Origin of the sequence: Marinobacter sp. 1-3A, assembly GCF_016597775.1 — a bacterium.
Classification (GTDB): domain Bacteria; phylum Pseudomonadota; class Gammaproteobacteria; order Pseudomonadales; family Oleiphilaceae; genus Marinobacter; species Marinobacter xiaoshiensis.
Window position 1 is genome coordinate 371,170 of the sequence record NZ_VCGZ01000004.1, and the last position, 24,328, is coordinate 395,497.

The 24,328-nt window shown below is 55.5% G+C and carries 22 protein-coding genes; 11 read left to right on the forward strand and 11 right to left on the reverse strand.

The features are described from left to right. Positions 1–19: 19 nt before the first annotated feature. Together FE848_RS08860 and FE848_RS08865 are read right to left on the reverse strand one after the other, a co-directional pair. Positions 20–1,405: a D-arabinono-1,4-lactone oxidase gene (locus FE848_RS08860; protein ID WP_200202482.1), complete on the reverse strand. Its 1,386-nt coding sequence runs from the start codon at positions 1,403–1,405 to the stop codon at positions 20–22. Positions 1,406–1,534: 129 nt separating this feature from the next. Next, positions 1,535–2,482 (reverse strand): LysR family transcriptional regulator, encoded by a 948-nt coding sequence (locus FE848_RS08865; RefSeq protein ID WP_200202422.1) that lies wholly within the window; start codon positions 2,480–2,482, stop codon positions 1,535–1,537. A gap of 124 nt (positions 2,483–2,606) precedes the next feature. Between FE848_RS08865 and FE848_RS08870 the strand changes: the two genes are divergently transcribed. Further along, positions 2,607–3,524, forward strand: coding sequence for a DMT family transporter (locus FE848_RS08870; protein WP_200202423.1), 918 nt, complete (start codon positions 2,607–2,609; stop codon positions 3,522–3,524). 135 nt (positions 3,525–3,659) lie between these two features. On the opposite strand, the gene FE848_RS08875 is transcribed toward FE848_RS08870, so the two are convergent. Further along, positions 3,660–4,223: a gamma-glutamylcyclotransferase gene (locus FE848_RS08875; protein WP_200202424.1), complete on the reverse strand. Its 564-nt coding sequence runs from the start codon at positions 4,221–4,223 to the stop codon at positions 3,660–3,662. A 9-nt stretch (positions 4,224–4,232) separates the two neighbouring features. After that, positions 4,233–4,871 (reverse strand): MarC family protein, encoded by a 639-nt coding sequence (locus FE848_RS08880; RefSeq protein ID WP_200202425.1) that lies wholly within the window; start codon positions 4,869–4,871, stop codon positions 4,233–4,235. 158 nt (positions 4,872–5,029) lie between these two features. Between FE848_RS08880 and FE848_RS08885 the strand changes: the two genes are divergently transcribed. Beyond that, a complete protein-coding gene (locus FE848_RS08885; RefSeq protein WP_200202426.1) occupies positions 5,030–6,607 on the forward strand; it encodes a Re/Si-specific NAD(P)(+) transhydrogenase subunit alpha in 1,578 nt (525 codons plus the stop codon). Positions 6,608–6,619: 12 nt separating this feature from the next. Continuing rightward, a complete protein-coding gene (gene pntB, locus FE848_RS08890; protein ID WP_200202427.1) occupies positions 6,620–8,017 on the forward strand; it encodes a Re/Si-specific NAD(P)(+) transhydrogenase subunit beta in 1,398 nt (465 codons plus the stop codon). 6 nt (positions 8,018–8,023) lie between these two features. Here the strand turns inward: pntB and bamE are convergent, their stop codons facing one another. Both bamE and FE848_RS08900 read right to left on the reverse strand, forming a co-directional pair. Then, complete coding sequence (gene bamE / locus FE848_RS08895; protein ID WP_200202428.1) at positions 8,024–8,332, reverse strand: outer membrane protein assembly factor BamE; 309 nt, start codon at positions 8,330–8,332, stop codon at positions 8,024–8,026. A gap of 101 nt (positions 8,333–8,433) precedes the next feature. Next, the gene (locus tag FE848_RS08900; RefSeq protein WP_200202429.1) at positions 8,434–9,546 is read right to left on the reverse strand and encodes an NADH:flavin oxidoreductase; all 1,113 of its coding nucleotides are present in this window, start codon (positions 9,544–9,546) and stop codon (positions 8,434–8,436) included. 149 nt (positions 9,547–9,695) lie between these two features. Between FE848_RS08900 and FE848_RS08905 the strand changes: the two genes are divergently transcribed. Together FE848_RS08905 and FE848_RS08910 are read left to right on the forward strand one after the other, a co-directional pair. Then, entirely contained in the window at positions 9,696–10,166 is a 471-nt protein-coding gene (locus tag FE848_RS08905) for a winged helix-turn-helix transcriptional regulator (RefSeq protein WP_200202430.1), read from the forward strand. 159 nt (positions 10,167–10,325) lie between these two features. Beyond that, the gene (locus FE848_RS08910) at positions 10,326–11,039 is read left to right on the forward strand and encodes an OmpW/AlkL family protein (protein WP_200202431.1); all 714 of its coding nucleotides are present in this window, start codon (positions 10,326–10,328) and stop codon (positions 11,037–11,039) included. A gap of 69 nt (positions 11,040–11,108) precedes the next feature. Here FE848_RS08910 and FE848_RS08915 read toward each other — a convergent pair whose 3' ends face one another. Further along, positions 11,109–12,416, reverse strand: a complete 1,308-nt coding sequence (locus FE848_RS08915) for a DEAD/DEAH box helicase (protein WP_200202432.1) — start codon at positions 12,414–12,416, stop codon at positions 11,109–11,111. A gap of 325 nt (positions 12,417–12,741) precedes the next feature. Between FE848_RS08915 and FE848_RS08920 the strand changes: the two genes are divergently transcribed. Next, entirely contained in the window at positions 12,742–13,809 is a 1,068-nt protein-coding gene (locus FE848_RS08920) for a transporter substrate-binding domain-containing protein (RefSeq protein WP_200202433.1), read from the forward strand. A gap of 44 nt (positions 13,810–13,853) precedes the next feature. Here the strand turns inward: FE848_RS08920 and FE848_RS08925 are convergent, their stop codons facing one another. Together FE848_RS08925 and FE848_RS08930 are read right to left on the reverse strand one after the other, a co-directional pair. Then, positions 13,854–15,380 carry a flavin-containing monooxygenase gene (locus FE848_RS08925; protein ID WP_200202434.1) on the reverse strand — a complete coding sequence of 509 codons (1,527 nt, stop codon included), beginning with the start codon at positions 15,378–15,380 and terminating at the stop codon, positions 13,854–13,856. Between the two features lie 97 nt (positions 15,381–15,477). Then, positions 15,478–16,200 carry an SGNH/GDSL hydrolase family protein gene (locus FE848_RS08930; protein WP_200202435.1) on the reverse strand — a complete coding sequence of 241 codons (723 nt, stop codon included), beginning with the start codon at positions 16,198–16,200 and terminating at the stop codon, positions 15,478–15,480. Positions 16,201–16,361: 161 nt separating this feature from the next. Here FE848_RS08930 and FE848_RS08935 point away from each other — a divergent pair, with 161 nt between their 5' ends. Together FE848_RS08935 and FE848_RS08940 are read left to right on the forward strand one after the other, a co-directional pair. After that, positions 16,362–17,420 (forward strand): histone deacetylase family protein, encoded by a 1,059-nt coding sequence (locus FE848_RS08935; RefSeq protein ID WP_200202436.1) that lies wholly within the window; start codon positions 16,362–16,364, stop codon positions 17,418–17,420. Positions 17,421–17,449: 29 nt separating this feature from the next. Then, positions 17,450–18,607: an iron-containing alcohol dehydrogenase gene (locus tag FE848_RS08940; RefSeq protein ID WP_200202437.1), complete on the forward strand. Its 1,158-nt coding sequence runs from the start codon at positions 17,450–17,452 to the stop codon at positions 18,605–18,607. A 74-nt stretch (positions 18,608–18,681) separates the two neighbouring features. On the opposite strand, the gene rlmE is transcribed toward FE848_RS08940, so the two are convergent. Then, the gene (rlmE, locus tag FE848_RS08945; RefSeq protein WP_200202438.1) at positions 18,682–19,302 is read right to left on the reverse strand and encodes a 23S rRNA (uridine(2552)-2'-O)-methyltransferase RlmE; all 621 of its coding nucleotides are present in this window, start codon (positions 19,300–19,302) and stop codon (positions 18,682–18,684) included. 169 nt (positions 19,303–19,471) lie between these two features. Between rlmE and FE848_RS08950 the strand changes: the two genes are divergently transcribed. The 3 genes from FE848_RS08950 (at position 19,472) to FE848_RS08960 (ending at position 22,657) form a co-directional block, all read left to right on the forward strand. After that, complete coding sequence (locus tag FE848_RS08950) at positions 19,472–21,121, forward strand: NAD(P)/FAD-dependent oxidoreductase (protein ID WP_200202439.1); 1,650 nt, start codon at positions 19,472–19,474, stop codon at positions 21,119–21,121. After that, positions 21,118–21,852, forward strand: coding sequence for a TrmH family RNA methyltransferase (locus FE848_RS08955; protein WP_200202440.1), 735 nt, complete (start codon positions 21,118–21,120; stop codon positions 21,850–21,852). The genes FE848_RS08950 and FE848_RS08955 overlap by 4 nt, the downstream gene beginning before the upstream one ends. Positions 21,853–21,988: 136 nt before the next feature. Continuing rightward, a complete protein-coding gene (locus FE848_RS08960; protein ID WP_200202441.1) occupies positions 21,989–22,657 on the forward strand; it encodes a transglutaminase-like domain-containing protein in 669 nt (222 codons plus the stop codon). 93 nt (positions 22,658–22,750) lie between these two features. Here the strand turns inward: FE848_RS08960 and ahpF are convergent, their stop codons facing one another. After that, entirely contained in the window at positions 22,751–24,316 is a 1,566-nt protein-coding gene (ahpF, locus tag FE848_RS08965) for an alkyl hydroperoxide reductase subunit F (protein WP_200202442.1), read from the reverse strand. Positions 24,317–24,328: the final 12 nt, after the last annotated feature.

The window sequence follows — 24,328 nt, forward strand, 5'->3', positions numbered from 1 at the left end:
TTCTCCTTCACTATCTCCTTCACGCGCCCAGAATTGAGCGCAAGTGGGCATTCAGAAATCTGCCCTGAGGGTCGAGGCTCTCGCGCAGCCCGGTAAACTCGCGCCACTGTGGGTACAACTTTTCCAGATGCCGTGCATTCAGCGTATGCAGTTTGCCCCAATGGGGTCTGCCGTCGTACTTCCAGAAGATCGGCTCTATGGCCGCAAACAGGTTGTGATAATCCATGCTGTAGTGCTGGTGCACAGAAATGGCGCAACTGTCGCGCCCCTGGAACATACTCAAAGGCACATCGTCAGCCTGCACATAACGGTATTCCAGCGGGAACCAGGTGGGTAAATCATTGCGCTCTATCAGTTGCAGAATCTCCCGCAGGCAGGCAGGGCCATGCTCAGCAGGCACTGAGTATTCCATTTCGTTAAAACGCACCGAGCGCACGTTGGAATAGATCTCGTAGGACTCGCCAATGCGCTCATCAAAGGTGGCAAAGTGCCGCAGGTTGTTCAGCAAAAACCGGCGGGCCGAGGGGAAGTCGCTGCCATATTTGTCGAGTTTCTCCAGCAGAGTCACAAACTCATTGCCACCGCTTTCAGCCTTGTTTACCGGCGGTGTAGCCGGCTCTTCAGTTTCGTTCAGGGCAATCGCCAGCGCATAGTCTGAATGGGTAATCACCAGCATTTCCCAGTGCTGGTTTTCAGACACATGCTTATCAATATCCGCCAGCAAGTCTTCTGTTTTGGCCACCCACATGGTTTCCCGAAGACGGTAGCCTGGCCGGTTCTGCATGGTCAGCTTGGTAATTACCCCGAGCGACCCCATGGATACGCGGGCAGCATGGAACACCTCCGGGTTACGTGTGGCATCGCAGTCCAAGACCTCACCGCTCGCAGTTACTAGCTGCAACCCTTTGATGTAGCTGGAGTACGAACCGTATTTAATGCCGGTACCATGGGTGGATGTAGCAACGGCGCCACCCAGCGTCTGGTGATCAATATCCGCCATATTGATAAAGCCCTGGCCAACATCGTTCAGCGCCATGCCCATAAGGGCCATGGAAGTGCCCGCACCAAACTCCGCCTGGTGGGTTTCTGAATCATGGCTTAACATGCCGCCGAAATAGCCCAGGGAAAGCAGGGTGTCGTCAGTGGGCACAAGCGGGCTGAATGAATGCCCTGCTCCAACCGGGCGAATAGTTCCCGTACTTTGGGCAATAACACTGACCAACTCGTCGAGTGATTTGGGAGTTATCTGCTGTGCTGGCAAGCAGGTTTGCACGCCCGACCAGTTGCGCCAGGGCTGCATGCGTTGAGGGTTGAGAACTTGTGCAAGTGCGGCCTGGCTGCCAAGCGCACCCAAAGCACCGAGGGCGCCGGCGTATTGGAGAAACTGGCGACGATTTAAAGACATGTTGGGTTCCTGTTTACAACTTCTGCGTGAGGCGCAGTTTTATTTCTGTTGATGCAAGGATACCCGCTGCAACATCATTCTCCGATAGCACCAGCGCCGGAAAGGCCGACACAAAGGGTCAATTTTACATCATTGTGACCTGAGTCCCCCTCTGACGGCTTCATCCACCAGCCAACCCCTCAGCAGCTGAATGCTTCGTTCCCTTCGCCGGCTGGTTTTCCAGGCAAAATAGAACCGGTCGCCGGTCACCAGCGGGTGGCAAGGCAAGCGCACAAACTCTTCTGAATCCTTACGGGTACTCAACATGTAGTCGTTGGTCAGCGCTATACCCTGGTGATAGCGCGCCGCCTCCAGCGCCAGCAGCATGTGGCTGAAATGCTGTACGCGAGCGCCGGAAGGCAGGGATTCATCCACGGTTTGATACCAGGCTTCCCAGTCGCCAGCGGCTTTGTCGTAAATACTGTGGGTAGATAACAGGGGGAAGCGGGCTATCTCCGCCTGAGTCATGGCTGGTTCATCATGGCCGGTCACATCGGTTTCCCGCCCTAACTCTCTGCAGATGCGCTGCCAATAATCCTGACTGCACACGGGGAAAAGCCGCTCCACATACAAAAGCTCGTAACTGTATGCCGGGGAATCCCTGTGGATGGTAATAAAGCAGTCTGCTACCCGATCAGACAGCACCGGGTTTTCACTGGTCATTTCCAGCGCCAGTTCTACCTGCGGGTGCTGCCGTTGCAAGTCTGGCAATCTTGGTACCAGCCAGCGCACGGCGAAGGAACTGAACAGCGCGAGCCGTAACCGGGACTCTTCATGCCCCAGCAGTTTTTCACTGGCCCGCTCGATTTGCAGCAACGCGGTACTGACGGCATCCAGATACTGCCGCCCCTCATCGGTCAACGCGAGTGTGCGCCCGCTGCGCCAGAACAGCCGTTCCCCCAGATAGGTTTCCAGCTGCTTTATCTGATGGCTCACCGCACTCTGGGTTACCGACAATTCCTGAGCAGCCATTGAAAAGCTGTTGAGGCGAGCAACCGCTTCAAATACGGGCAATGCTTTGAGAGGGGGCAGCTTCATTATCTATTTTTCTAATACTTGGTGAATATTCATCATTTTATCGGATATTAAAACCCATGTAGGCTACAACTGCCACTTCCCACGTGTGCGTTTTATTTCACCCCGAGTTTCAGGATAAGAAAGCATGTCAGGTAAAACCGTAAACAGCGCCATTCTTTTGCTTGTGCTTGGCAACGCCATGGCGCTGATATCTGACGTGTTTATCAAGCTCATGGAGCCGGGCGCACCGATTCTGCAGTTCGCATTTCTACGCTGCCTCATCACCCTTGTTTTCTTGCTGCCTTTGGCCCGCAAGATCGACCGGAAAAACCTGTTCTCCGGCATCAAAGTACACGCTATCAGGGCGCACGTTCATCTGGTAGGCCTGCTGTGCATGATTGTTGCCTTGAGCAACCTGCCTCTGGCCACGGCCAACGCCGTATTTTACGCGGCACCGATTCTGGTGATGGTGTTTTCGGTGGTTATCTTCCGGGAGTCACTGTCGCCACTGAGTGTGCTTGCAGTCTTCAGCGGTTTTGCAGGCATCATCGTTATCCTGCGCCCGGTGGAGTTCAACTGGGCGGTTGTGGCGGCGCTGGGATCTGCCCTCACACTGGCAATCAACGCGGTGATGGTGCGCAAGTTACCCAAGGGCCAAAGCACTGTGCACAAGCTGTTTCTAAACTATTTACTGGTCATTCCCGCAGCCGGTCTGCTCGCTATATGGGAATGGCAGCAAGGTGCTACCTGGCATCCAGAGATTTTGTTTACCGCGGCGGCTTCAGCATTTTTTATTCTGGGCTACAACATCACCGTTCTATTGGCCTACCGACAGGTAGATGCCAATCAGGTGACCAGCGCCGAATACACAGGGTTGATTTGGGCAGTAGCTATTGGCTGGATCTGGTTTAACGAGGTGCCCGACTGGTGGTTCCTGGTGGGCAGCTTGATGGTTGTTGTGCCGCTGGTGATGATCGGCCTGAACCAACGCCGCAAATCACCTCCCAGAGGCTTTAATCCTGCTACCCGGGATGATCACCAAGCGGCCACCGCCAAAGCCTGACGCAACTGAGGGCGGGGCACCTTCCGAAACTGTGCGGAGCCAGGGATGGCGGAGCCAAGCGTACACGGACGTATTCACAGCGTGTTTCGGAAGGTGCCCCGCCCTCGGTTGCTTCCCCGAAGCCAAGGCTCTTGTTCAGGAGGTTTTCTTGAGGCACGACTCAATTGCGAAAGTATGAGCACACTCATCACCCAGTGCGCGCAACGATTCAGCGAGCCTGAGCAGGTATTCGGAGTTAGGACCACTCGGCCCAACCGCAGAAGCAATCTGCCGCGCTATATCTTCATCCGGCGCCTCGCCAAGGAAAGCTTCGTTATCCTCAGTGGCAATGTAAACCAGCCCCTCACCATGACTGCCGTTATCGAACGTCAAGGTTGTGGTGAAACGCAGGTAGCCATTCTTTTCCCGGACATCCAAATGCTCGAACACTTTCGGTGATACCCGGAACGCCATGCCTTTGCAGGTAGCTCCGGGAGTCTCAACAAGCGTTACCACCCTGCCCGGCGCTTCCGGCGTACCCCGATGATCGTGAGAACCCTGCCAGAACCGGCGGGCCCAGCCCTGAATAGAGGCGGGGCGTTTTTCCAGGTACGGGAAATCCACTTTGTAAATCAACGAGCCATAACCAAACAACCAGATCGAGTCGATACCGGAGAAATCCTGTCGGTTGCGGTTGTGTTCTATGGTATCAGCGGACATTGAGCCCCCTTATGCTCCCATTAAACCCGAACTGGCGATAAAGCCTGTGATGCCTGTCAGTACAATTTCAGCAGCCATGGCTGAGAGTACCAGACCGCTGATTTTGGAGAGAATGTTTAGGCCGGTTTTGCCCAAGGCTTTTTCCAGATACCCGGACAGGTGCAGCAATATGCCCAGAATCAGCAAACCAGAAAGCAATCCCAGCAGGCCTCCGGCAACTTCCGGCGCATGCTTGAGCTCTGCACCATAAACCAGAATGGCACCAATGGTGGCTGGCCCAATCATAATCGGCACCGCCAGGGGCACCACGGCTACATCATCACGCTCTTCTTCGGGCAGGCCGGTGGCATGGTTGCGGGTGCCGCTGGTGACGAGGCTAATGGCCGTGAGGAACAGCAGGGTGCCGGCACCAATACGGAAGGAGTTCAGAGTAATGCCAATGGCACTGAATAGAACCGGGCCGCCGAAGAACAACAAGACACCCATTATGGATGCAGCAATGCACGCCCGGCGAATGATCGAGGCTTTTTCAGCTGCGGGCAAACCGCGGGTCAAGGCGATAAACATGGACACCGCAAAGAAAGGCGCCAGCAGAAACAGAAAGCGAATGGTGCTGCTGATATAGGTGCTGAAAAACATCTCAATCATCGAAAAAATTCCGGTATGTGCAAAAACGCAAAGCATAGCGCCTTATCCGGATTTCTGCCGTACGCAACAGAACGTATGGCAGGCAAAGTCCTGAGCTTGCACTAGGATGAAGGTAGTTCTCCTTCCTTTCATCGGTTCAAACACAGGGCGTTTGCATCATGAAGATTGGCATTCCAAAAGAGATATTCACAGACGAACGGCGAGTTGCAGCCACACCGCCTTCCGTGCACAAACTGATCAACCTGGGCTATGAGGTAAGAGTTGAATCCGGCGCAGGCGAAGCGGCGCACTATCGCGACGAAGCTTATGAAGCCGTTGGCGCTTCCATTGCCGCGGATGCTCAATCCCTTTGGCGCGAGGCAGATATCATTCTGAAGGTTCGCGCACCCATGCTGAACCCGGCTCTGGGCAAGCATGAGGCCGACCTGATGAAGGAAGGGGGCTTTCTCATCAGCTACATTTGGCCCGCCCAGAACGCCGAGCTTCTGAACCAGCTGGCGGCCCGTAACATCACCACCTTTGCCATCGACAGCCTGCCCCGCATAAGCCGGGCCCAGAAAATGGATGCTCTGAGCGCCATGGCCAACATCGCCGGGTATCGTGCGGTAGTGGAGGCCGCCAATCACTTCGGGCGCTTTTTTACAGGCCAGATAACAGCCGCAGGCAAGGTGCCGCCAGCCAAAGTAATGGTTATTGGCGCTGGTGTGGCAGGGCTTGCGGCGGTGGGCGCAGCCAATAGTCTGGGGGCCATCGTCCGGGCCTTCGACACCCGGCTGGAAGTGAAGGAACAGATTGAAAGCATCGGCGCCGAATTTCTGCAGCTGGATTTTGGCGAGGAAGAAGGCAGTGGTGCAGGCGGTTACGCCAAGCAGATGAGCGACGAGTTTATCAAGGCGGAAATGGCGCTATTCGCAGAACAAGCCAAAGAGGTAGATATCATCATTACCACCGCCCTGATTCCAGGTAAGCCCGCGCCGAAACTGATCACGGCGGAGATGGTGAAATCCATGAAGCCCGGCAGCGTGATTGTGGATCTGGCATCGGAACGAGGCGGCAATTGCGAGCTTACCGAGCCCGGAAAAATTGTCGAGCAGCACGACGTTACGCTGATCGGCTACACGGATCTTCCCAGCCGTATGGCCAAGGTGGCCAGCGATCTCTATGCCACCAACCTGTTTCATCTGGTGACTGAACTGACACCGGAGAAAGACGGCCAGCCAAAAGTGAACATGGAGGACGACGTGATTCGTGGCCTCACCGTGGTGCTGGGCAAGGACGTAACCTGGCCGCCACCGCAGCCGCAAACACCCACCAGCCCCAAGCCTGCACCAGGCACAGAAGAACCTTCGGCAGAACAAAAAGCGGCGGCACACAAGGAATCCCAACGCCGTAGCCTGATCGGTAAGGGGGCCGTGTTGGTCGTCACCCTTGCGGCTCTTTATGGCGTTGGCGCCTATGCACCGGAGAGCTTCCTGCGGCACTTCACCGTGTTCGTGCTGGCGTGTTTTATCGGCTGGCAGGTGGTGTGGAACGTCACGGCTTCCCTGCACACACCTCTGATGAGTGTCACCAACGCCATCAGTGGCATTATCGTGATTGGTGCCATGTTGCACCTGGCCCAGGCAGAGAACGCCGTGGTCGGGGTTCTGGCGTTTGTGGCGGTGCTGATTGCCAGCATCAACGTAGGGGGTGGCTTCCGGGTTACCCATCGCATGCTCAAAATGTTCCGCAAGTAGGAGGCGACCACCATGAGTACAGGACTCGTTAGTGTGGCCTACGTGGTCGCCAGCGTATTGTTTATCCTCAGCCTGGGAGGCCTGAGCAATCAGGAATCCGCACGCCGGGGCAATCTTTACGGGGTAGCCGGCATTCTCATTGCATTGGTCGCCACCATGACCAGCGTCAGTGACAGTGGGCTTGTTGCCATCGTGATTGCGGTGCTGGTGGGTGCCAGCATTGGCATCGCCATTGCCAACAAGGTAGAAATGACCCAGATGCCACAACTGGTGGCATTGCTGCACAGTTTTGTCGGCCTGGCGGCAGTATTAGTGGGCTTTACCGGTTATATAGATCCGCTGATTCACAGCACGGGTGCCGAGCACACCATCAAACTGGTGGAAGTGTTTGTGGGTATCTTTATCGGCGCCATAACTTTTACCGGCTCCCTTGTGGCCTGCGGCAAGCTGGATGGCCGTATCGACAGCAAGGCTCTCACCCTCCCCGGCCGGCATCTGATGAATCTGGCTGCGATAGCGGTGTCTATTCTGCTGGGCGCCTGGTTCCTGGGTACCGAAAGCATGGCGCTGGGCATACTTGCCCTGGTGCTTATGACGATCGTGGCGGCAGTGTTGGGCATTCACCTCATCATGGCCATTGGCGGTGCCGACATGCCGGTGGTGGTGTCCATGCTCAACAGTTATTCCGGCTGGGCCGCAGCCTCCATCGGGTTCATGCTGGGCAACGACCTGTTGATCGTGACCGGCGCACTGGTGGGCAGCAGCGGTGCCATTCTCAGTTACATCATGTGCAAGGCCATGAACCGGTCGTTCATCAGTGTAATCCTCGGCGGATTCGGCCAAACCAGCAGCAGTTCTGCAAGCGCAGACCCTGACGATCGAACAGCATTGGAAGCCAGCGCAGACGAAGTGTGCGAGGAGTTACGCAATGCTGATTCCGTCATTATCGTACCGGGTTACGGCATGGCGGTGGCGCAGGCTCAGAGCGGGGTGAGCGACATGACCAAACTGTTGCGGGAGCGTGGCGTGGATGTGCGCTTTGGCATCCACCCCGTTGCCGGCCGTCTACCCGGGCACATGAACGTATTGCTGGCAGAAGCCCATGTGCCCTACGACATAGTGTTGGAGATGGACGAAATCAACGAGGATTTCCCAACCACAGACGTGGTGCTGGTTATTGGAGCCAACGACACGGTGAACCCTGCCGCAGCAGAAGACCCGGGCAGCCCGATTGCGGGTATGCCGGTACTGGAGGTGTGGAAAGCACGGCAAGTGGTGATTCTTAAGCGGGGCATGGCAACGGGTTATTCCGGTGTGGAAAACCCGCTATTCTTCAAGGACAACGCCCGCATGCTGTTTGGAGATGCCAAAGACAGCATCGACAAGCTTGTTAGTGGGCTGAGGGACTAAGCCCGCTTACTCGGTGGTGTTAAAAACGTAAGAAGCTACGGTTCCGTCGGGATTGAACCGAACTACCAGATCCGTAGTTTCTGCATCACCGAAGGCAGACCAGCGGTACTTGCCGTAAGTCCAGGTGCGCTTGCCGTCTTCAACGCCTGTGCGCCAAGGCTCCCCAAACATTTCCTGAATCTCGGCCCGGGTGGTTTCACCCTGGGTGATCTGGTCAATATTGTGTGTGGAAAAATCCTTACCCACCGTCGCACAACCTGCAAACGCCAGCAGGCTCGCAAGCATCAACACTGACAGACTGTTCTTAAAAGACATTACCGTTCCTCCCGTGAAATTCCACCCATAAAAAAACACCCCCATCATACGCTCAGACAATGGGGGTGTGCTGTTACAGACAGGAAATATTCAGTCCAGTCTCAGTAAAGTTTGGTGAGGGATTTACGGACGAAATCGTCTACTTCGCCAAGTCGTCCTTCCTGCACTTTGGTCAGCCATTCCGGGTCCTGTAGAAGTGCGCGGCCCACGGCAATCAGTTCAAATTCGTGGTTGTTCATGCGCTCTACCAGCTCGTCGATACCCGACTGCTCTACCGACTCTTGCTTGCTGGCCATGGTGCCACTGATGAAATCTTCGGTCAGGCCAACGCTGCCTACCGACATGGTGGGCTTGCCAGACAGCTTCTGCGTCCAGCCTGCCAGGTTAAGGTTGGAACCTTCAAACTCCGGCTCCCAGAAACGGCGGGTTGATGCGTGGAAAATATCCACACCGGCTTCAACCAGCGGCTTCAGGAACTGTTCCAACTCTTCCGGGCTGTTAACCAGTTTTGCTTCGTAATCCTGCTGCTTCCACTGCGAGAAGCGCAGCATGATGGGGAACTCCGGGCCTACTCGGTGGCGAACCGCTTCTACTATTTCTACAACGAAGCGCAGGCGATTTTCCATGCTGCCGCCGTATTCATCATCCCGCTGGTTGGTGCCTTCCCACAGGAACTGGTCCAGCAGATAGCCGTGAGCGCCGTGAATCTCTACGCCGTCAAACCCGAGTGCTTTGGCATCCTGTGCGGCATCTGCGAATGCCTTGACCACATCCGCAATATCCTCTTTGCTCATCGCCTTACCGTTTGGCTTTCCTGGCGCAAACAACCCTGATGGGCTGTAGCCGGGAACGGCAGGATCTGGCTCTGTACCTTCTTTACGCACCGCACCCACGTGCCAAAGCTGCGGAAAAATGGCTCCGCCAGCTTCGTGTACAGCATCTACCACGTTTTTCCAGCCAGCCAAGGCTTCTTCACCATGAAACTGGGGCACATTGGGGTAGCCATTGGCACCGGCATGATTCACCGTTGTGCCTTCCGTGATGATAAGGCCAACGCCTGCTTCGGCCCGGCGCTGGTAATAAGCCACTACGTTCTCCCCCGGCACGCCTTTGGGCGAGAAATTGCGGGTCATTGGCGCCATGGCGACCCGATTGCGCAGCGTGAGGTTGTGAATATCAAAGGGTTGAAACATAGGGCCCAGGTTGGTGGTCATCTGTGGCTACTCCGCAAAATTTGATGTTGGTGATGACTATTGATTAGTGTGGCATGGCTGCATGGTAGCTACCTTACTAATCTGGTCTCTTAACGCAACTTTATTTAATCTGGTTTTAAGATGCAACCTTATTATGTACACTTCTTGTCATGGCCAGAAAACGTTTTGATGACTCCAACTGCTCCGTCGCCCGCGCCCTGAACCAGGTAGGCGATTGGTGGTCCCTGCTTATTGTGCTGCACGCTATGTACGGTACCCGTCGCTTTGTGGATTTTCAGCAGGAGCTGGGTATTGCCAAAAATATCTTGTGTGACCGCCTGGCCAGACTGGTCGATAACGGCGTATTGAAAAAAGTGGATGTGGGCGAGCACGGCTCCCGTTTTGAGTACCGCCTCACCGAAAAAGGCCGGGATCTGTTCCCTGTTGTTATTGCTCTGCGCCAATGGGGAGACAAATGGAACCCGGCACCCGACGAGACACCTCTGGACCTTAGGGACAAAGCGACAGGGCAGCCTATACAAGCCGTTCAGGTGCACAACGCAGAAGGTAATCCTGTCACCGTGCGGGATGTGTTTGTTTCCGGTGATGCTGTGCCTGGCAGCAAAAAAGACACCGCCTGACAATCCGCAAAACTACACTCCCGTACCTTTTCTTGAGTTACGTCAATCAGGCGCTGTAACACAGATCACCTACCCGCAATTATTGCGCTATATCAAGTTCTCTATCTCCATGATCTTTAATCTGAACGCAACAACGATTCAGGTTCTCAGGAGATATATATGTCCCGTACGTTCAAACTTAGTGTTATGGCAGCTGCAGTTATGGCCGTTGCGCCCGCAGCCCAGGCTTTTGAAGCTGGCGATTTCATTCTGCGTGCAGGTGCTGTGCATGTAGCACCGGATGATTCGAGTGCATCAATCACAGTAGGCGGCGCACCGCTTCTGGGGCCAGCGGTAGATTCAAAAGTTAGCGTTGACACCAACACGCAGCTCGGCCTTCGCGCCACTTATATGTTCACCAACCATCTTGGCATTGGTGTGCTGGGTGCAACACCGTTCAAACACAACATAAATGGCGGAGGTGATATTCCAGGCAGCGTAAAGCTGGGTGAAACCAAGCACTTGCCGCCTACGCTGACACTGCAATATTTCCCGATGCACAGTGCATCTGCGCTACAGCCTTTTGTAGGCGTGGGCGTCAACTACACTACATTCTTTGAAGAGAAAACCTCTGCAGATTTGAACAATGCCATTGGCGCCGCTTCTAGCGAGCTCGAGCTGGACGACAGTGTTGGCGTTGCATTTGAAGTAGGCGTTGACTACATGCTGAGCAAAAACTTTGGCCTGAACGCAGCTATCTGGTGGGCAGACATCAATACGGATGCCACTGTAAAAGTCTACGACGGCGCAGGAAACTACGTGGCTCAGACCGACAAGTTCGAAGTCGAAATCGACCCGATGGTCTACATGGTAGGCTTCACCTACAAGTTCTGATCCCCGAAAACAACAATGCGGAGCCTAAGCTCCGCATTGTTTATTCAGTTTGCTGAGGCCTATCGGGCTTCACGCACTCTGGCTTGAACGCCCACGCTGACCACCGCCATTCTGGCTGCGACCACCGCTACGCCCACCAGGCTTATCGCCAAAGCTGCGTGGCTTACTGCCAGGCCGTCCGTTACCACCACTGCGATTGCGAGCCTTGCTCGGGTCTGCCTTGGCTTTAGGCTTCATGGCCACGTGGTTCTTGGGCTCGAATCCTTCCACTTCCTTGCGCGGCAACTGCTTCTTGATCAACTTTTCGATGCCAACCAGCATCTTGAGCTCATCAGCGCTTACCAACGACAAGGCATGGCCACTTTCACCCGCGCGACCGGTACGGCCGATGCGGTGAACATAGTCTTCCGGCACGTTGGGCAGCTCGAAGTTAACCACCTGGGGCAACTGTTTGATGTCCAGGCCACGGGCAGCAATATCCGTCGCTACCAACACGCGCACTTCTCCGGCTTTAAAATCGGCCAGTGCACGGGTACGAGCACCCTGGGACTTGTTGCCATGGATGGCGGCAGCGGTAATGCCGTCATTTTCCAGCTTCTGGGTCAGGCGGTTAGCGCCGTGCTTGGTACGGGTAAACACCAGCACCTGTTCCCAGCTGTTATCACGCACCAGTTTGCTCAGCAGCGCGGTTTTCTGGCTCTGGTCAACGGTGTACACCGACTGTTTTACTGACTCAGCAGTGGTGTTTCTGACCGCCACATCAATCTGAACCGGATTATTCAGCAGGCCTTGAGCCAGTGCACGAATCTCACCGGAGAAAGTAGCTGAGAACAGCAGGTTCTGACGCTTGGCTGGCAACAGCGCAAGAATCTTTTTGATGTCGCGAATAAAGCCCATGTCGAGCATGCGGTCGGCTTCGTCCAGCACCAGGATTTCCACTTCATTGAATTTCACAGCATTCTGCTGATACAAATCCATCAAACGGCCAGGTGTGGCAACGAGTACATCCAGGCCTTTACGCAGCTTCATCATCTGCGGGTTGATTTTTACACCACCAAACACCACGGCGGCTTTGGTGGGAACATATTTGCTGTAAAGATTTACGCTATCGTGAACCTGCGCGGCCAGTTCCCGTGTGGGCGCTAAAATAAGTACACGGGGGCCTTTGCCCGTGCGCGGCTTCTCAGCCAGGCGCTGCAGCAATGGCAGTGTGAAACCGGCGGTTTTCCCGGTACCCGTTTGGGCTGCAGCCATAACATCCTTGCCAGAAAGTACGGCAGGAATGGCCTGAAGCTGAATGGGTGAAGGGGTATCGTAACCTTGATCGGCGGTTGCACGGACAAGCTGCTCAGACAAACCGAGTGACGAAAAACTCATATATGATTAACTCTTGATTGTTCTGCCTCCACGAACACCGTTCTCGGCGAATGCGGGCAGATGCCATGAAGATTCATGGAATATTAGACGACTACAGTCACGCGCCGGTAATCGGGGTGACGTCCTCTGACAGGTCGTATGGAGGTTCGCAACGCGGCTTAAAGCCGGAAACTGCAGAATCCTTAGAGGCAGGATGCGTGCACAGTAACAGAGGCCTCACCAATTAGCCATAAGGAATTGCAACCGGCAATCCTGTAGTTTACGTCAATTGAAGACCGCTAACCCACAACAAGGAATGCGGCCCGGCAAGGGGTCACACACAATTATGCTAATACGAATCCTATCCTGTTTTCTCCTGCTCGCCCTGGGTCTTTCCAGCCATGCGAAGGCCCAAGACCAACCCCTCAAAGTTGGCATCACCAAGGTTCCGCCGTTTGTCATGCAAACAGAGGATGGGCGCTGGGAAGGCATCAGTATCGATCTCTGGGAAGATATAGCCGCAGGCATGGAGCGGGATTTTGAATGGGTTCCCATGAGCTTTAACGAGCTGCTTGTCGCGGTGGAAAACGGTGACATTGATGTGGCCGTCGGCGCCCTGACCATGACGGCCGACCGGGAAGCACGTTTTGATTTCAGCCATCCTTTCTACCAGACAGGCCTGTCGATTGCGGTTCCTCAAGTGCCGGAAACAAGCCTGCTTAGCAGCCTGAAGGCGCTCATAAGCTGGAAATTTCTCAGCGTTATTCTTGGCCTGGCCGGGCTCTTGGCAGGTGTGGGTTTTCTGCTTTGGCTGGTTGAGCGGCGCCGCAACCCGGAGCAATTCGGAGGTTCCGCCGCAGAAGGTATTGGTGCCAGTTTCTGGTGGGCGGCCGTTACCATGACAACGGTTGGCTATGGCGACAAAGCACCGGTATCACTGGCCGGCAGGTTGATCGGCCTGGTCTGGATGTTTGCAGGATTGATAATGGTGGCCAGCTTTACCGCTGCCATCACATCCTCGTTGACCGTGAGCAACCTGCGCTCCGGCATTCAGGGCGCGGATGATCTGCCCGGAAAAGTAGTGGCAACCATTACCAAAACCGCCAGCCAGCGCTATCTGGAAGAGCAGCGAGTTCGGTACCAGACCTACCCGGATCTCACCTCCGCTATGCTCTCCGTGGCCAATGGCGACACCGATGCCATAGTGTACGACCGCGCCCTGATGCAGTATCGCAACCTGCAGCTGGGCCAGGATAAGCTGACGGTGCTTCCCGGTGTGTTTGCCGAACAACTCTACGCTCTGGCTCTGCCAGACGGCAGCCCGCTCAGAGCCGTCATCTCGCAGCATGTTCTGCGGGTAACGGAAGAGAGCAACTGGGCCGATATTCGGGCTTCATACTTGGGTAAGGATTAACAACTCGGGGTGCTGCACACTTGCCGCACCCCGGCTTTGATCAGTCAGGCCCCAAACAGTGCAGAACGCAAAGGCTGGAAAAAGCCACCAGGTTTGCGTTCACGAGCCCTGGTTTTCTTGCCATCAAACTCGATGTAGCCATCTTCAATAGGGTCAAACCGCAGCACTTTTACATCCGCCAGATAATTCTGTGACGCTTTCCATGGGCCGTGAGTGCCCTGCCGCGGCAGGCGATCCGCGGCGCGATTGACGTAACCGGAATCCAGGGCGCCCATTACGGTATCCTCGCCCAGACTGTTTTCGTGATCTCTGGCGACGGCCACGCGCATCCCGCGTTGGTCCATGTGGTTGATCAGGCGGCACAGGTATTCGCTGGCAATATCGGCTTTCAGGGTCCAGGAGATATTGGTGTAACCAAAGATCATGCCCGCATTGGGTACGCCTTCAACCAACACATTCTTGTAAACAATCTTGTTTTTCAACACCACTTCCCGGCCATCTACTTTCGGCTTGATGCCTCCGAGCATCTGAATATCCAGGCCGGTGGCGGGAACGATGATGTCTGCATCCAGATGCTCACCGGATTTAAGGCGAATACCGGTTTCTGTGAAGCGCTCAATATGATCGGTTGCCATGGATGCCTTGCCCGCCTTCAATGCGCGGAAAAGGTCACCGTCTTTCACCACACACAGGCGCTGATCCCAGGGATTGTAGCTCGGGGTAAAGTGGCGCATGTCGGTTTGGTCGCCCACCTGATGCTTGATAATGCCCAGAAACAGGCGGCGCATGAGCTTGGGGTTCTTGCGGGAACGCTGGTACAGAAACCGGGACACCGTAATATTGCGCGCCCGGGTCAGCCGGTATGCGGCCTTGGCAGGCAGCACCTTCTGAATGCCCAGGGTTACCTTATCCGTCGACGGCAGGGGCATCAGGTACGTGGGCGAGCGCTGCAGCATGGTTACATGCCCGGCTTTCTCCGCCAGCGTGGGCACCAGTGTGACCGCCGTGGCGCCACTGCCAATCACCACAATTTTCTTGCCGGTATAATCAAGGCCTTCCGGCCAGTGCTGCGGATGGACAACCTGGCCCTTGAAATCCGCTTCGCCGGGAAAATCAGGCTTATAGCCCTGATCGTAGTTGTAGTAACCAGTACAACCAATCAGAAAACTGGCCGTATAGGTTTCGCTTTTACCGGTAGCCTCATTCACCGCCGTCAGCTTCCAGCATTTTTCTGCACTGGACCAATCCGCGGCTTTTACGGCAAGACCATAGCGAATATGCTGCTCAACGTTGTGTTCTTTTGCGGTTTCGCTGACATAGTTCTTGATGGAAGCGCCGTCTGCCAGCACTTTTCCGCCAGTCCAGGGGCGGAAATTATAGCCAAAGGTAAACATGTCAGAATCGGAACGAATGCCCGGGTAGCGAAACAGATCCCAGGTACCACCGAGTGACTGACGCCGCTCCAGAATAGCGAACGACTTGCCCGGACACTCACGCTGGAGATGGCAGGCCATACCGATCCCCGACACCCCGGCACCGATGATCAACACATCAAAATGCTGCTCGCTCATATCCGACCTCTCAAAGTCATTGTCGTTCTTCTGGTATCCATGAGAGTTACGATAGCGCAGCCGGGTATGCGGGGTGGTTAGCTAGCGGGGTCTAAAACTACTGATTTTGGGCCAGTTTGCGAATACTGGCCGCGGAATGCTCAGCCCAAACCCTGTAAGCATCCACGCCGGGATGAAAGCCATCCGAGGCCATGTAGCCATGTTCCAGGGGAAAGGACACACACAGATATTCAAGGCGCCCTTTCTCGAAAGAGCCGGTATTGCACAGGCCTTTCATCAATGTGTTCAACTGTTTGGCCCGCAGGCCCAAGTACCAACGCAAAGGCTGAGGCAAGGCGGGAAAGAGATGCATAGGCGGGATGGCGGTGAACAGTACGAGTGTTGCCCCCGTGCTATTGATCAACCGGTCCGACAACTCCTTCAAGGCTGACACCCACTGCCCGTTGCGGGTGCGGCCCGTCACATCGTTTACGCCAACAGACACGAGGACAACATCGTAATGGGCTTTGGGTGCGGCTTTGAGTGCCTCGATAACACCGGCTGCCGTGCGACCGGTTTCTGCCAATAAATTCCAGCTCACGCAGTGATCCCTGGCGAGTTCCCTGACCAACTGGCCTGCCAGTGCATCCTGCTGATGGCTCACACCAACGCCCGCCGCGGCAGAGTCACCAAGAATCAGCAGCCGCAGCTCCGGCCCGGAGCCCAGGGTACCGCAACGCTCACCCTCGGGTTCCGGCAAGCGCGGGGTAACCTTGCGCACATAGCTTCCCTGCCCGATAAGAACCGGAGCCAGTGCAAGCGTCGATAAGGGGTACAACATTGTCTTTACGCCCGTTCAGTCATGGTGGTCCGTCTGGTTTTTAGCATATTTTCATGCGTGTACAATAGCCCACAGCACACCGCTTAAACACTCGGGTTTCGTTTGAGCCACTGCAAATCCTGTGGCACAGTCAGCTGACAAATCAACCTGGATAGTGCTCCATGAAAACTGTTTTCTCACCCCTGCACAGCCTCCGCTGCGTTAAAACCGAACTGGACGGCGGCATTCTGATTGAACCCCATGAGAAGCCATCACGGGCAGAGACCATACTGGCCAGAGTGAAATCACAAACCCTGGGTGAGGTGATTGAGCCTGAAGAGTTTGGCCTTGCACCCGTAAAGCGCGTGCACACGCCGGATTACGTGGCTTTTCTTGAGCACTGCTGGGCCGACTGGGTGGCTGAAGGCAAACCGGGAGAAGCCATTCCCGCTGTATGGTGTGGCCGTGGTATGCGCCCCCGCATGCCTAAAGATATAGACGGTCGCCTGGGCTACTTCAGCTTTGCCGCCGAGACTTCCATTTCTGCTGGCACCTGGGAAGCGGCCTGCGCCTCTGCCAATGTCGCATTAACCGCCCAGAAGTTGGTCGCAAACGGCGAACGTGCCGCCTTTGCCCTGTGTCGCCCTCCCGGCCACCATGCCCACGCTGATTTATTCGGGGGTTACTGCTTCTTCAATAACGCCGCTATTGCCGCACAGGCATTTCGCGATCAAGGCTACGAGCGTGTTGCCATTCTCGATGTGGATTTTCACCACGGCAACGGCACCCAGGCCATTTTTTACGACCGCAGCGATGTACTGACCATCAGCCTGCATGGCGATCCTGATCTGGTATTCCCACACTTTCTGGGCTTTGAGGATGAAACAGGCGAGGGTGAAGGAGAAGGCTATAACCTCAACATTATTTATCCTCCTGGAACGCCCTACAGCGAGTGGAGCAAGGGGCTGGAAACCGCCTGCAAGCGCATTGCAGATTTCCAGCCAGGCGCTCTGATTATTGCGTTGGGTGTGGATACCTTCGAGGAAGATCCGATTTCGTTCTTTAAATTGAAATCAAAAGACTACTTTTCTCTGGGCCAACGTATAGAACAACTAAGGCTACCTACAGTTTTCACTATGGAAGGCGGTTACGATGTGGATGCCATTGGCGTAAATGTGGTGAATGTGATGCAGGGTTTCGAAGGAAGGGCCACCAAACACCAGACGACCGATCTACGTTAAACTTCAAGATTCAACATTAAGGATTCCATGTGAATAACTTCAACTTTTACAACCCAACCCGTATCGCCTTTGGCGAAGGTAAAATTGCGGAGCTCGACAAACTGGTACCCAAAGACGCCAAGGTACTCGTTCTGTTTGGTGGCGAAAGTGCACGCCGCACAGGTACGCTGGATGAAGTTACCAAGGCACTCGGCGACCGGACGGTGACCGAGTTTGGCGGCATTGAGCCAAACCCGAGCTTCGAAACCTTGATGAACGCGGTTATACAGGTACGCGAACAGAACATAGATTTTCTGCTCGCCGTAGGCGGCGGGTCGGTCATCGATGGCACCAAATTTGTTGCGGCAGCCGCCGTTTTCGAAGGTGACGAGTGGGATATCCTGCTCAAAGGTGGCCGCAATATTAAGCGTGCCCTGCCCTTTGGTTCGGTGCTCACGCTTCCTGCCACTGGCTCTGAAATGAATAAGGGCGGCGTTGTAACCCGTCGCTCCCTGAAGGCAAAGCTACCGTTCCAAAGCGACCTTGTGTTCCCGCAGTTCTCAATCCTTGATCCAACGAAAACCTACACCCTGCCGCTGCGTCAGGTGGGCAATGGGGTTGTCGATGCATTCGTTCATGTGATCGAGCAATACCTGACCTACCCGGCTCAAGCGCCGGTGCAGGATCGTTTTGCCGAAGGCCTGCTGCTGACGCTCACCGAGATTGGCGCGCAAGCTCTGGCTGAGCCAGATAATTATCAGGTCAGAGCCAGCCTGATGTGGACCGCAACACTGGCCCTGAATGGTCTGATTGGCAGTGGCGTACCCCAGGATTGGGCCACGCACATGCTGGGCCATGAGCTGACTGCGCTGCACAACCTTGATCACGCCCAGACTCTGGCCATTGTATTGCCGTCGATGCTGCGTGAGCGCAAGGCATCCAAACTCGACAAGCTGGTTCAATACGGCGAACGGGTTTGGGGTATTCGTGAGGGGAGTGCTGAAAAGAAAGCCGAAGCCGCGATTGCCAAAACCCAGGACTTCTTTGAATCACTGGGCGTTAAAACCCGCCTTGGCGACTACGACCTTGGCGAAGAGCACATTGAGCCACTGATCAAGAGCCTGGAAAGCCACGGCATGACAGCGCTTGGTGAGCATGGTGATGTCACGCCGGATGTGTGCCGCCGGGTGCTTCACGCAAGCCTGTAAGCTAACACTGTTTCCTTTTTGCGGGGCCCTGAAACGTCAGGTGCCCCCTTTTTTTGCCCAATAGACCGGCAGACTCAGCCCTTGAAGCCCTTGCCCACAACGTACACTTCCCGGGAACGGGCGCGGGAAGAGTCCGGCTTGCGCACCACCACCTTGTCAAAGACCACTCTGGCCGCTTTCAGGTACTCGTCGTAACCTTCGCCCTGGAACACCTTGGCTATAAAGCTGCCCTTGGGCTTCAACACCTGGCTGGCCATATCCAGTGCCAGTTCCACCAGGTACATGGAGGAGGCCTGATCAGTCACAGTAACGCCGCTGATGTTTGGAGCCATATCGGAAATCACCACATCCACCCGGCTGTCGCCGAGCGCTTCCATAATGGCCTCAAAGACCGAGTCTTCGGTGAAATCTCCCTGAACAAACTCCACACCGGCAATGGTATCCATCGGCAGAATATCCGAAGCCAAAACTCTGCCCTTGTGGCCCACCAGGTTGGCCGCCACTTGTGACCAGCCGCCCGGCGCAGAGCCCAGATCCATCACCACCATGTTGGGGTGAATCAGCTTGTCCTTCTTGTTGATTTCAAGAAGCTTGTAGCTTGCCCGTGAGCGATAGCCGTCTACCTGCGCCTGCTTCACGAAGGGATCGTTTACGTGCTCATCAAGCCAGCGGCCACTGCTTTTGGAACGTGCCATAAGAACTCATCAAAAAAGGAAGTCGACCGCCCATTCTACGTGGCTGGCCCGCTTGCGGCAAAACCCTGACATCCGGGCCCGGCGCACGTACAATTACCGCAACACGTTCCGATCCCTTTATACCCGGCAAATGATCCGCCCACAGCGGCCTACCCGGGCAGGACAGACTATGATCCGCCTTACCGAACTGGCACTGCCATTGGACCACCCCGAAAGTGCCTTGCGGGCCGCCATCCTTGAACGGCTGGGCATCGGCGACGCCGATTTGGTGGACTTCACCGTATTCAAGCGCAGCTACGATGCCCGCAAGAAGAATACCGAGATCAAATTCGTTTACATTATTGATCTGAGCGCGCGTAACGAAGACGCCATTCTGGCCCGCTTCGAAAAAGACCAACACGTGCGGCAAGCACCCGACACCGCCTATTATCCAGTCGCTCAGGCGCCCTCTGACCTGACCGAGCGCCCAATCGTGATAGGCCTGGGCCCATGCGGCCTGTTTGCCGCCCTGATTCTGGCCCAGATGGGCTTCCGGCCCATTGTGTTAGAGCGCGGACCCGACGTTCGCCGCCGCACCAAGGACACCTGGGCCCTCTGGCGGAATAAAACCCTGTCGCCAGAATCCAACGTGCAGTTTGGCGAAGGCGGCGCAGGGTTGTTCTCGGATGGCAAGCTCTACAGCCAGATCAAAGATCCCAAGTTCTACGGCCGCAAGGTAATGCATGAATTTATCCGGGCCGGTGCACCGGAAGAAATACTCTATGTGAGCAAGCCCCATATTGGCACTTTCCGGCTGACCGGCGTGGTGGCCAAAATGCGTGAGGAAATCATCCGTCTTGGCGGCGAAATCCGCTTCGAAAGCAAAGTCACCGACCTGCTCATACAGAATGGCCGCGTTGAAGGTGTGGAACTGGCCAGCGGTGAACGGCTGAACAGTCGATACGTGATTATGGCCCTTGGTCACAGCGCGCGGGATACCTTCCGCATGCTCCAGCAAAACGATGTGTTTCTTGAAGCCAAACCCTTTGCCATTGGCTTTCGCATCGAGCATCCGCAATCGCTGATTGATAATGCCCGCTTGGGCAAATACGCCGGGCACCCCGCCCTGGGGGCGGCAGACTACAAACTGGTGTACCACGCCAGCAACGGGCGCGCCGTCTACAGCTTCTGTATGTGCCCAGGGGGCACGGTGGTGGCTGCGACTTCAGAACCGGGCCGGGTCGTCACCAATGGCATGAGCCAGTACTCCCGAAACGAGCGTAACGCCAATGCCGGCATAGTAGTGGCCGTGCACCCGGAAGAAGACTTCCCCGGCGGCCCGCTGGCCGGTGTGGAGTTTCAGGAAGCGCTGGAATCCCGGGCCTATACACTCGGCGGCAGTGATTACTGTGCCCCCGCCCAGCTGGTGGGAGATTTCATCAAACGCATACCTTCCACCGAGCTGGGCGAGGTTGAGCCTTCCTACAAGCCCGGCGTCAAACTGGGCGATCTGGTGCCATCCCTACCTCCCTATGCCATCGAAGCCATCCGCGAGGCTCTGCCAAATTTTGGCAGGCAGATCCGGGGCTTTGACCGAAAAGATGCCGTTCTCACTGGCATAGAAACCCGCACCTCCTCACCAGTACGCATCACCCGGGATCGCACCAGCCTGCAGAGCCTGAACACTCGTGGCCTGTACCCTGCTGGCGAAGGCGCAGGCTATGCTGGTGGCATTCTTTCAGCCGGCGTGGACGGCATCAAGGTTGCCGAAGCACTGGCACTGGCCATGCTGGACGATCTGGAAAGCAACAGCGGAGCCGTTTCGGGAACCCCATCGTGAAGCTGGACGATATTAAAAAACTGCACCAGAAAAAGTACCGTCAGGCGCTGGGTCATTATCTGGTTGAAGGCGAGCATCTGGTGCTGGAACTGCAAAAGGCTGCCACCAGTCAGCCCGCGCTGAGGGCATCAGAGCTGTATGTGACCGACGCGTATGAGCATTGGTCTGGCCCGTTTAAAACCCATCTCATTAACGACCGCCAGATGGCCCAGCTTGCCGACACCCGCACGCCCCAGGGGATTTTAGCGGTCGTGCCCATGCCGGCTAACGCAGCTGAGCCCGTTACCGAGCCCGGCGAACAAGCCATTTACCTGCACGAAGTTCAGGACCCGGGCAACCTCGGCACTATTTTACGCACCCTGGCCTGGTTTGGCGGGTTTCGCTGCCTGCTCAGCCCCGGCAGTGTCGACCCCTACAACCCGAAAGTGGTGCGCGCCAGCATGGGTGCGATCTTCCACACAGCTCTGGAAACCGAGGTACCGCTGGCAAGCCTGTCCAGCCGCTATAGCTCTATCGCCTGCCTCGATCTGAACGGCGACAGGCTCACCACAGAATCATTCCGCCAGCACGACTGCTACCTGTTCGGCAACGAAGCCCGGGGGGTGCCGCAGGAAGCCCTGACACAGATGGCCGCAAAACCCTACACCATTGCTGGCAATGGCGAGATCGAATCCCTGAACCTGGCCTCTGCGGTCAACATGTGTGTCTATGAACTCAGGCGAGGCCAATAAGCCAAGAAAGGAGTGAATCATCGAAGGCTAGCGAATGATCCATTTGGGCACTCAGGGTGATGGATATCGTTATTGCGTGTAGCAAGCTAATCAGAGATGATCGGAGACCTGTTACCCAACTGGATAGACAACAACAATGGAACGCTACCTCCAGCCCACAGAGTATTTCGATTACAACCAGCCCGAACTGAAGGCCTGGATTGCCACCCAATTGGAAGGCGTACCTGACGACAAGGTAGAGCAAGCGAAAGCCCTGTATCTCGCCGTTCGGGACAGCGTAAGCTACAACCCTTACGTTTTTCGCCCGGAGCCCGAAACCTTCAGTGCCAGCCATGCTTTGAAAACAGCTGAAAGCTACTGCATTCCCAAAGCAGTATTGCTCGGCGCCGCTACGCGATCCGTTGGTATACCAAGCCGCCTGGGCCTTGCCGATGTGCGAAATCACCTATCAAGCCCAAAACTCATTGAATGGCTGCGCTCGGATATTTTTCGCATGCACGGATTTATCGAGCTGTACCTCAACGGCAAATGGATAAAGGCCACCCCGGCTTTCGATAAACGCCTGTGCGAGCTGATGAAGGTTGAGCCTCTGGAATTTGATGGTGTTAACGACTCGATTTTCCAGGAATACACCGAAGCCGGCGAAGCCCACATGGAATACGTGAACGATCATGGCGTTTTCGACGATGTTCCCCACGAATTCATTCTGTCTGGAATAAAAGCCGCTTACGGACACCTGTTTCCGGATGGTAAAGCGCCAGATGCCATCGAAGGCAGCCTGGTGCAGGATATTTCAGGGAACTGAAATGCAAAACGGCACTCGCCTATCAAAGCGAATGCCGTTTACAGAGCTTGTCAGACCATAGCCGGGGCATAGACCCCGGCTATAGCTTCCCTCTTATTCCACAGAGTTGCGGATCAGGAAATCAAAAGCACTCAGTGCTGCTTTTGAGCCTTCGCCCATGGATATCACAATCTGCTTGTAGGGCACTGTGGTGGCATCACCTGCCGCAAACACACCCGGAATCGAGGTTTCATTGCGGTCGTTAATGATGATCTCGCCGTGCTGGCTCAGCTCAATGTCGCCTTTCAGCCACTCAGTGTTTGGCACCAAGCCAATCTGAACGAACACACCTTCAAGTGCTACATGGTGATTTTCACCTGTCTTGCGGTCTGTGTAGTTCAAGCCGCTTACCCTGCCATTCTCACCAACCACTTCAGTAGTCTGGCCAGAGGTAATGATGTCCACGTTCTTCAGGCTGCGCAGCTTCTTCTGCAACACTTCGTCTGCGCGCATTTCATCGCCAAACTCGATCAGTGTTACATGGCCAACCAGGCCAGCCAGGTCGATAGCGGCTTCCACGCCTGAGTTACCACCACCAATCACTGCAACGTGCTTGCCCTTGAACAGGGGACCATCACAGTGCGGGCAGTAGGCCACACCCTTGTTGCGGTATTCGTCTTCACCGGGAACACCCAGCTGACGCCAGCGCGCACCGGTAGACAGCACAACGGTGCGAGCCTTGAGCGATGCACCATTGGCCAGACGAACCTCATGGGGCTCACCACGCTTGGCTGCCGGAATCAGCTTCTCCGCCACCTGCATGTTCATGATATCCACGTCGTACTCTTTAACGTGCTGCTCCATAGCCGCAACCAGCTTCGGGCCTTCGGTGTAAGGCACAGAAATCAGGTTTTCGATGCTCATGGTGTCTGCCACCTGGCCACCAAAGCGCTCCGCCGCGATGCCAGTGGAGATACCCTTACGAGCGGCGTAAATAGCAGCGGCTGAACCAGCGGGGCCACCACCAATCACCAGTACTTCAAAGGTGTCTTTCTCGTTGATCTTCTCAGCTTCACGCTCGTCCGATTTGGTATCCAGCTTTGCGACAATCTCTTCCAGGGTCATACGCCCCTGGCCCCATGGCTCACCGTTCAGGTAAACGCTGGGTACCGACATAACCTCACGCTTTTCCACTTCGTCCTGAAACAGGGCGCCGTCAATAGACGTGTGGCGAATATTCGGGTTGAGAACGCTCATCAGATTCAGAGCCTGAACCACATCAGGACAGTTCTGGCACGACAGCGAGAAGTAGGTTTCAAACTCAAACTCGCCATCCAGCTGCTGAACCTGCTCAATCACATCCTGAGAAGCCTTGGATGGGTGGCCACCAACCTGTAACAAAGCCAGAACCAGCGAGGTAAACTCATGGCCCATGGGAATGCCCGCGAACCGGACACCCATTTCGGTGCCCACGCGATTGATGGCAAAGGACGGACGACGTACGTCATTCGACTCGTCCGTGCGCAGGCTGATCTTCTCGGACATAGTCTCTATTTCTTCCAGGAGTTCCCGTAACTCCTGTGATTTGGCACCATCATCGTATGCTGCTACCAGCTCAATCGGCTGCTGCAGTTTTTCCAGGTAGGCTTGCAGTTGCTGCTTGATATTTGCATCCAACATATAGGAATTCTC

What these genes read in the sequence shown, in the direction of transcription:
- FE848_RS08860 (WP_200202482.1), bottom strand. Translation starts at nt 1,405, where the DNA reads ATGTCTTTAAATCGTCGCCAGTTTCTCCAATACGCCGGCGCCCTCGGT.
- FE848_RS08865 (WP_200202422.1), bottom strand. Translation starts at nt 2,482, where the DNA reads ATGAAGCTGCCCCCTCTCAAAGCATTGCCCGTATTTGAAGCGGTTGCT.
- FE848_RS08870 (WP_200202423.1), top strand. Translation starts at nt 2,607, where the DNA reads ATGTCAGGTAAAACCGTAAACAGCGCCATTCTTTTGCTTGTGCTTGGC.
- FE848_RS08875 (WP_200202424.1), bottom strand. Translation starts at nt 4,223, where the DNA reads ATGTCCGCTGATACCATAGAACACAACCGCAACCGACAGGATTTCTCC.
- FE848_RS08880 (WP_200202425.1), bottom strand. Translation starts at nt 4,871, where the DNA reads ATGATTGAGATGTTTTTCAGCACCTATATCAGCAGCACCATTCGCTTT.
- FE848_RS08885 (WP_200202426.1), top strand. Translation starts at nt 5,030, where the DNA reads ATGAAGATTGGCATTCCAAAAGAGATATTCACAGACGAACGGCGAGTT.
- pntB (WP_200202427.1), top strand. Translation starts at nt 6,620, where the DNA reads ATGAGTACAGGACTCGTTAGTGTGGCCTACGTGGTCGCCAGCGTATTG.
- bamE (WP_200202428.1), bottom strand. Translation starts at nt 8,332, where the DNA reads ATGTCTTTTAAGAACAGTCTGTCAGTGTTGATGCTTGCGAGCCTGCTG.
- FE848_RS08900 (WP_200202429.1), bottom strand. Translation starts at nt 9,546, where the DNA reads ATGACCACCAACCTGGGCCCTATGTTTCAACCCTTTGATATTCACAAC.
- FE848_RS08905 (WP_200202430.1), top strand. Translation starts at nt 9,696, where the DNA reads ATGGCCAGAAAACGTTTTGATGACTCCAACTGCTCCGTCGCCCGCGCC.
- FE848_RS08910 (WP_200202431.1), top strand. Translation starts at nt 10,326, where the DNA reads ATGTCCCGTACGTTCAAACTTAGTGTTATGGCAGCTGCAGTTATGGCC.
- FE848_RS08915 (WP_200202432.1), bottom strand. Translation starts at nt 12,416, where the DNA reads ATGAGTTTTTCGTCACTCGGTTTGTCTGAGCAGCTTGTCCGTGCAACC.
- FE848_RS08920 (WP_200202433.1), top strand. Translation starts at nt 12,742, where the DNA reads ATGCTAATACGAATCCTATCCTGTTTTCTCCTGCTCGCCCTGGGTCTT.
- FE848_RS08925 (WP_200202434.1), bottom strand. Translation starts at nt 15,380, where the DNA reads ATGAGCGAGCAGCATTTTGATGTGTTGATCATCGGTGCCGGGGTGTCG.
- FE848_RS08930 (WP_200202435.1), bottom strand. Translation starts at nt 16,200, where the DNA reads ATGTTGTACCCCTTATCGACGCTTGCACTGGCTCCGGTTCTTATCGGG.
- FE848_RS08935 (WP_200202436.1), top strand. Translation starts at nt 16,362, where the DNA reads ATGAAAACTGTTTTCTCACCCCTGCACAGCCTCCGCTGCGTTAAAACC.
- rlmE (WP_200202438.1), bottom strand. Translation starts at nt 19,302, where the DNA reads ATGGCACGTTCCAAAAGCAGTGGCCGCTGGCTTGATGAGCACGTAAAC.
- FE848_RS08950 (WP_200202439.1), top strand. Translation starts at nt 19,472, where the DNA reads ATGATCCGCCTTACCGAACTGGCACTGCCATTGGACCACCCCGAAAGT.
- FE848_RS08960 (WP_200202441.1), top strand. Translation starts at nt 21,989, where the DNA reads ATGGAACGCTACCTCCAGCCCACAGAGTATTTCGATTACAACCAGCCC.
- ahpF (WP_200202442.1), bottom strand. Translation starts at nt 24,316, where the DNA reads ATGTTGGATGCAAATATCAAGCAGCAACTGCAAGCCTACCTGGAAAAA.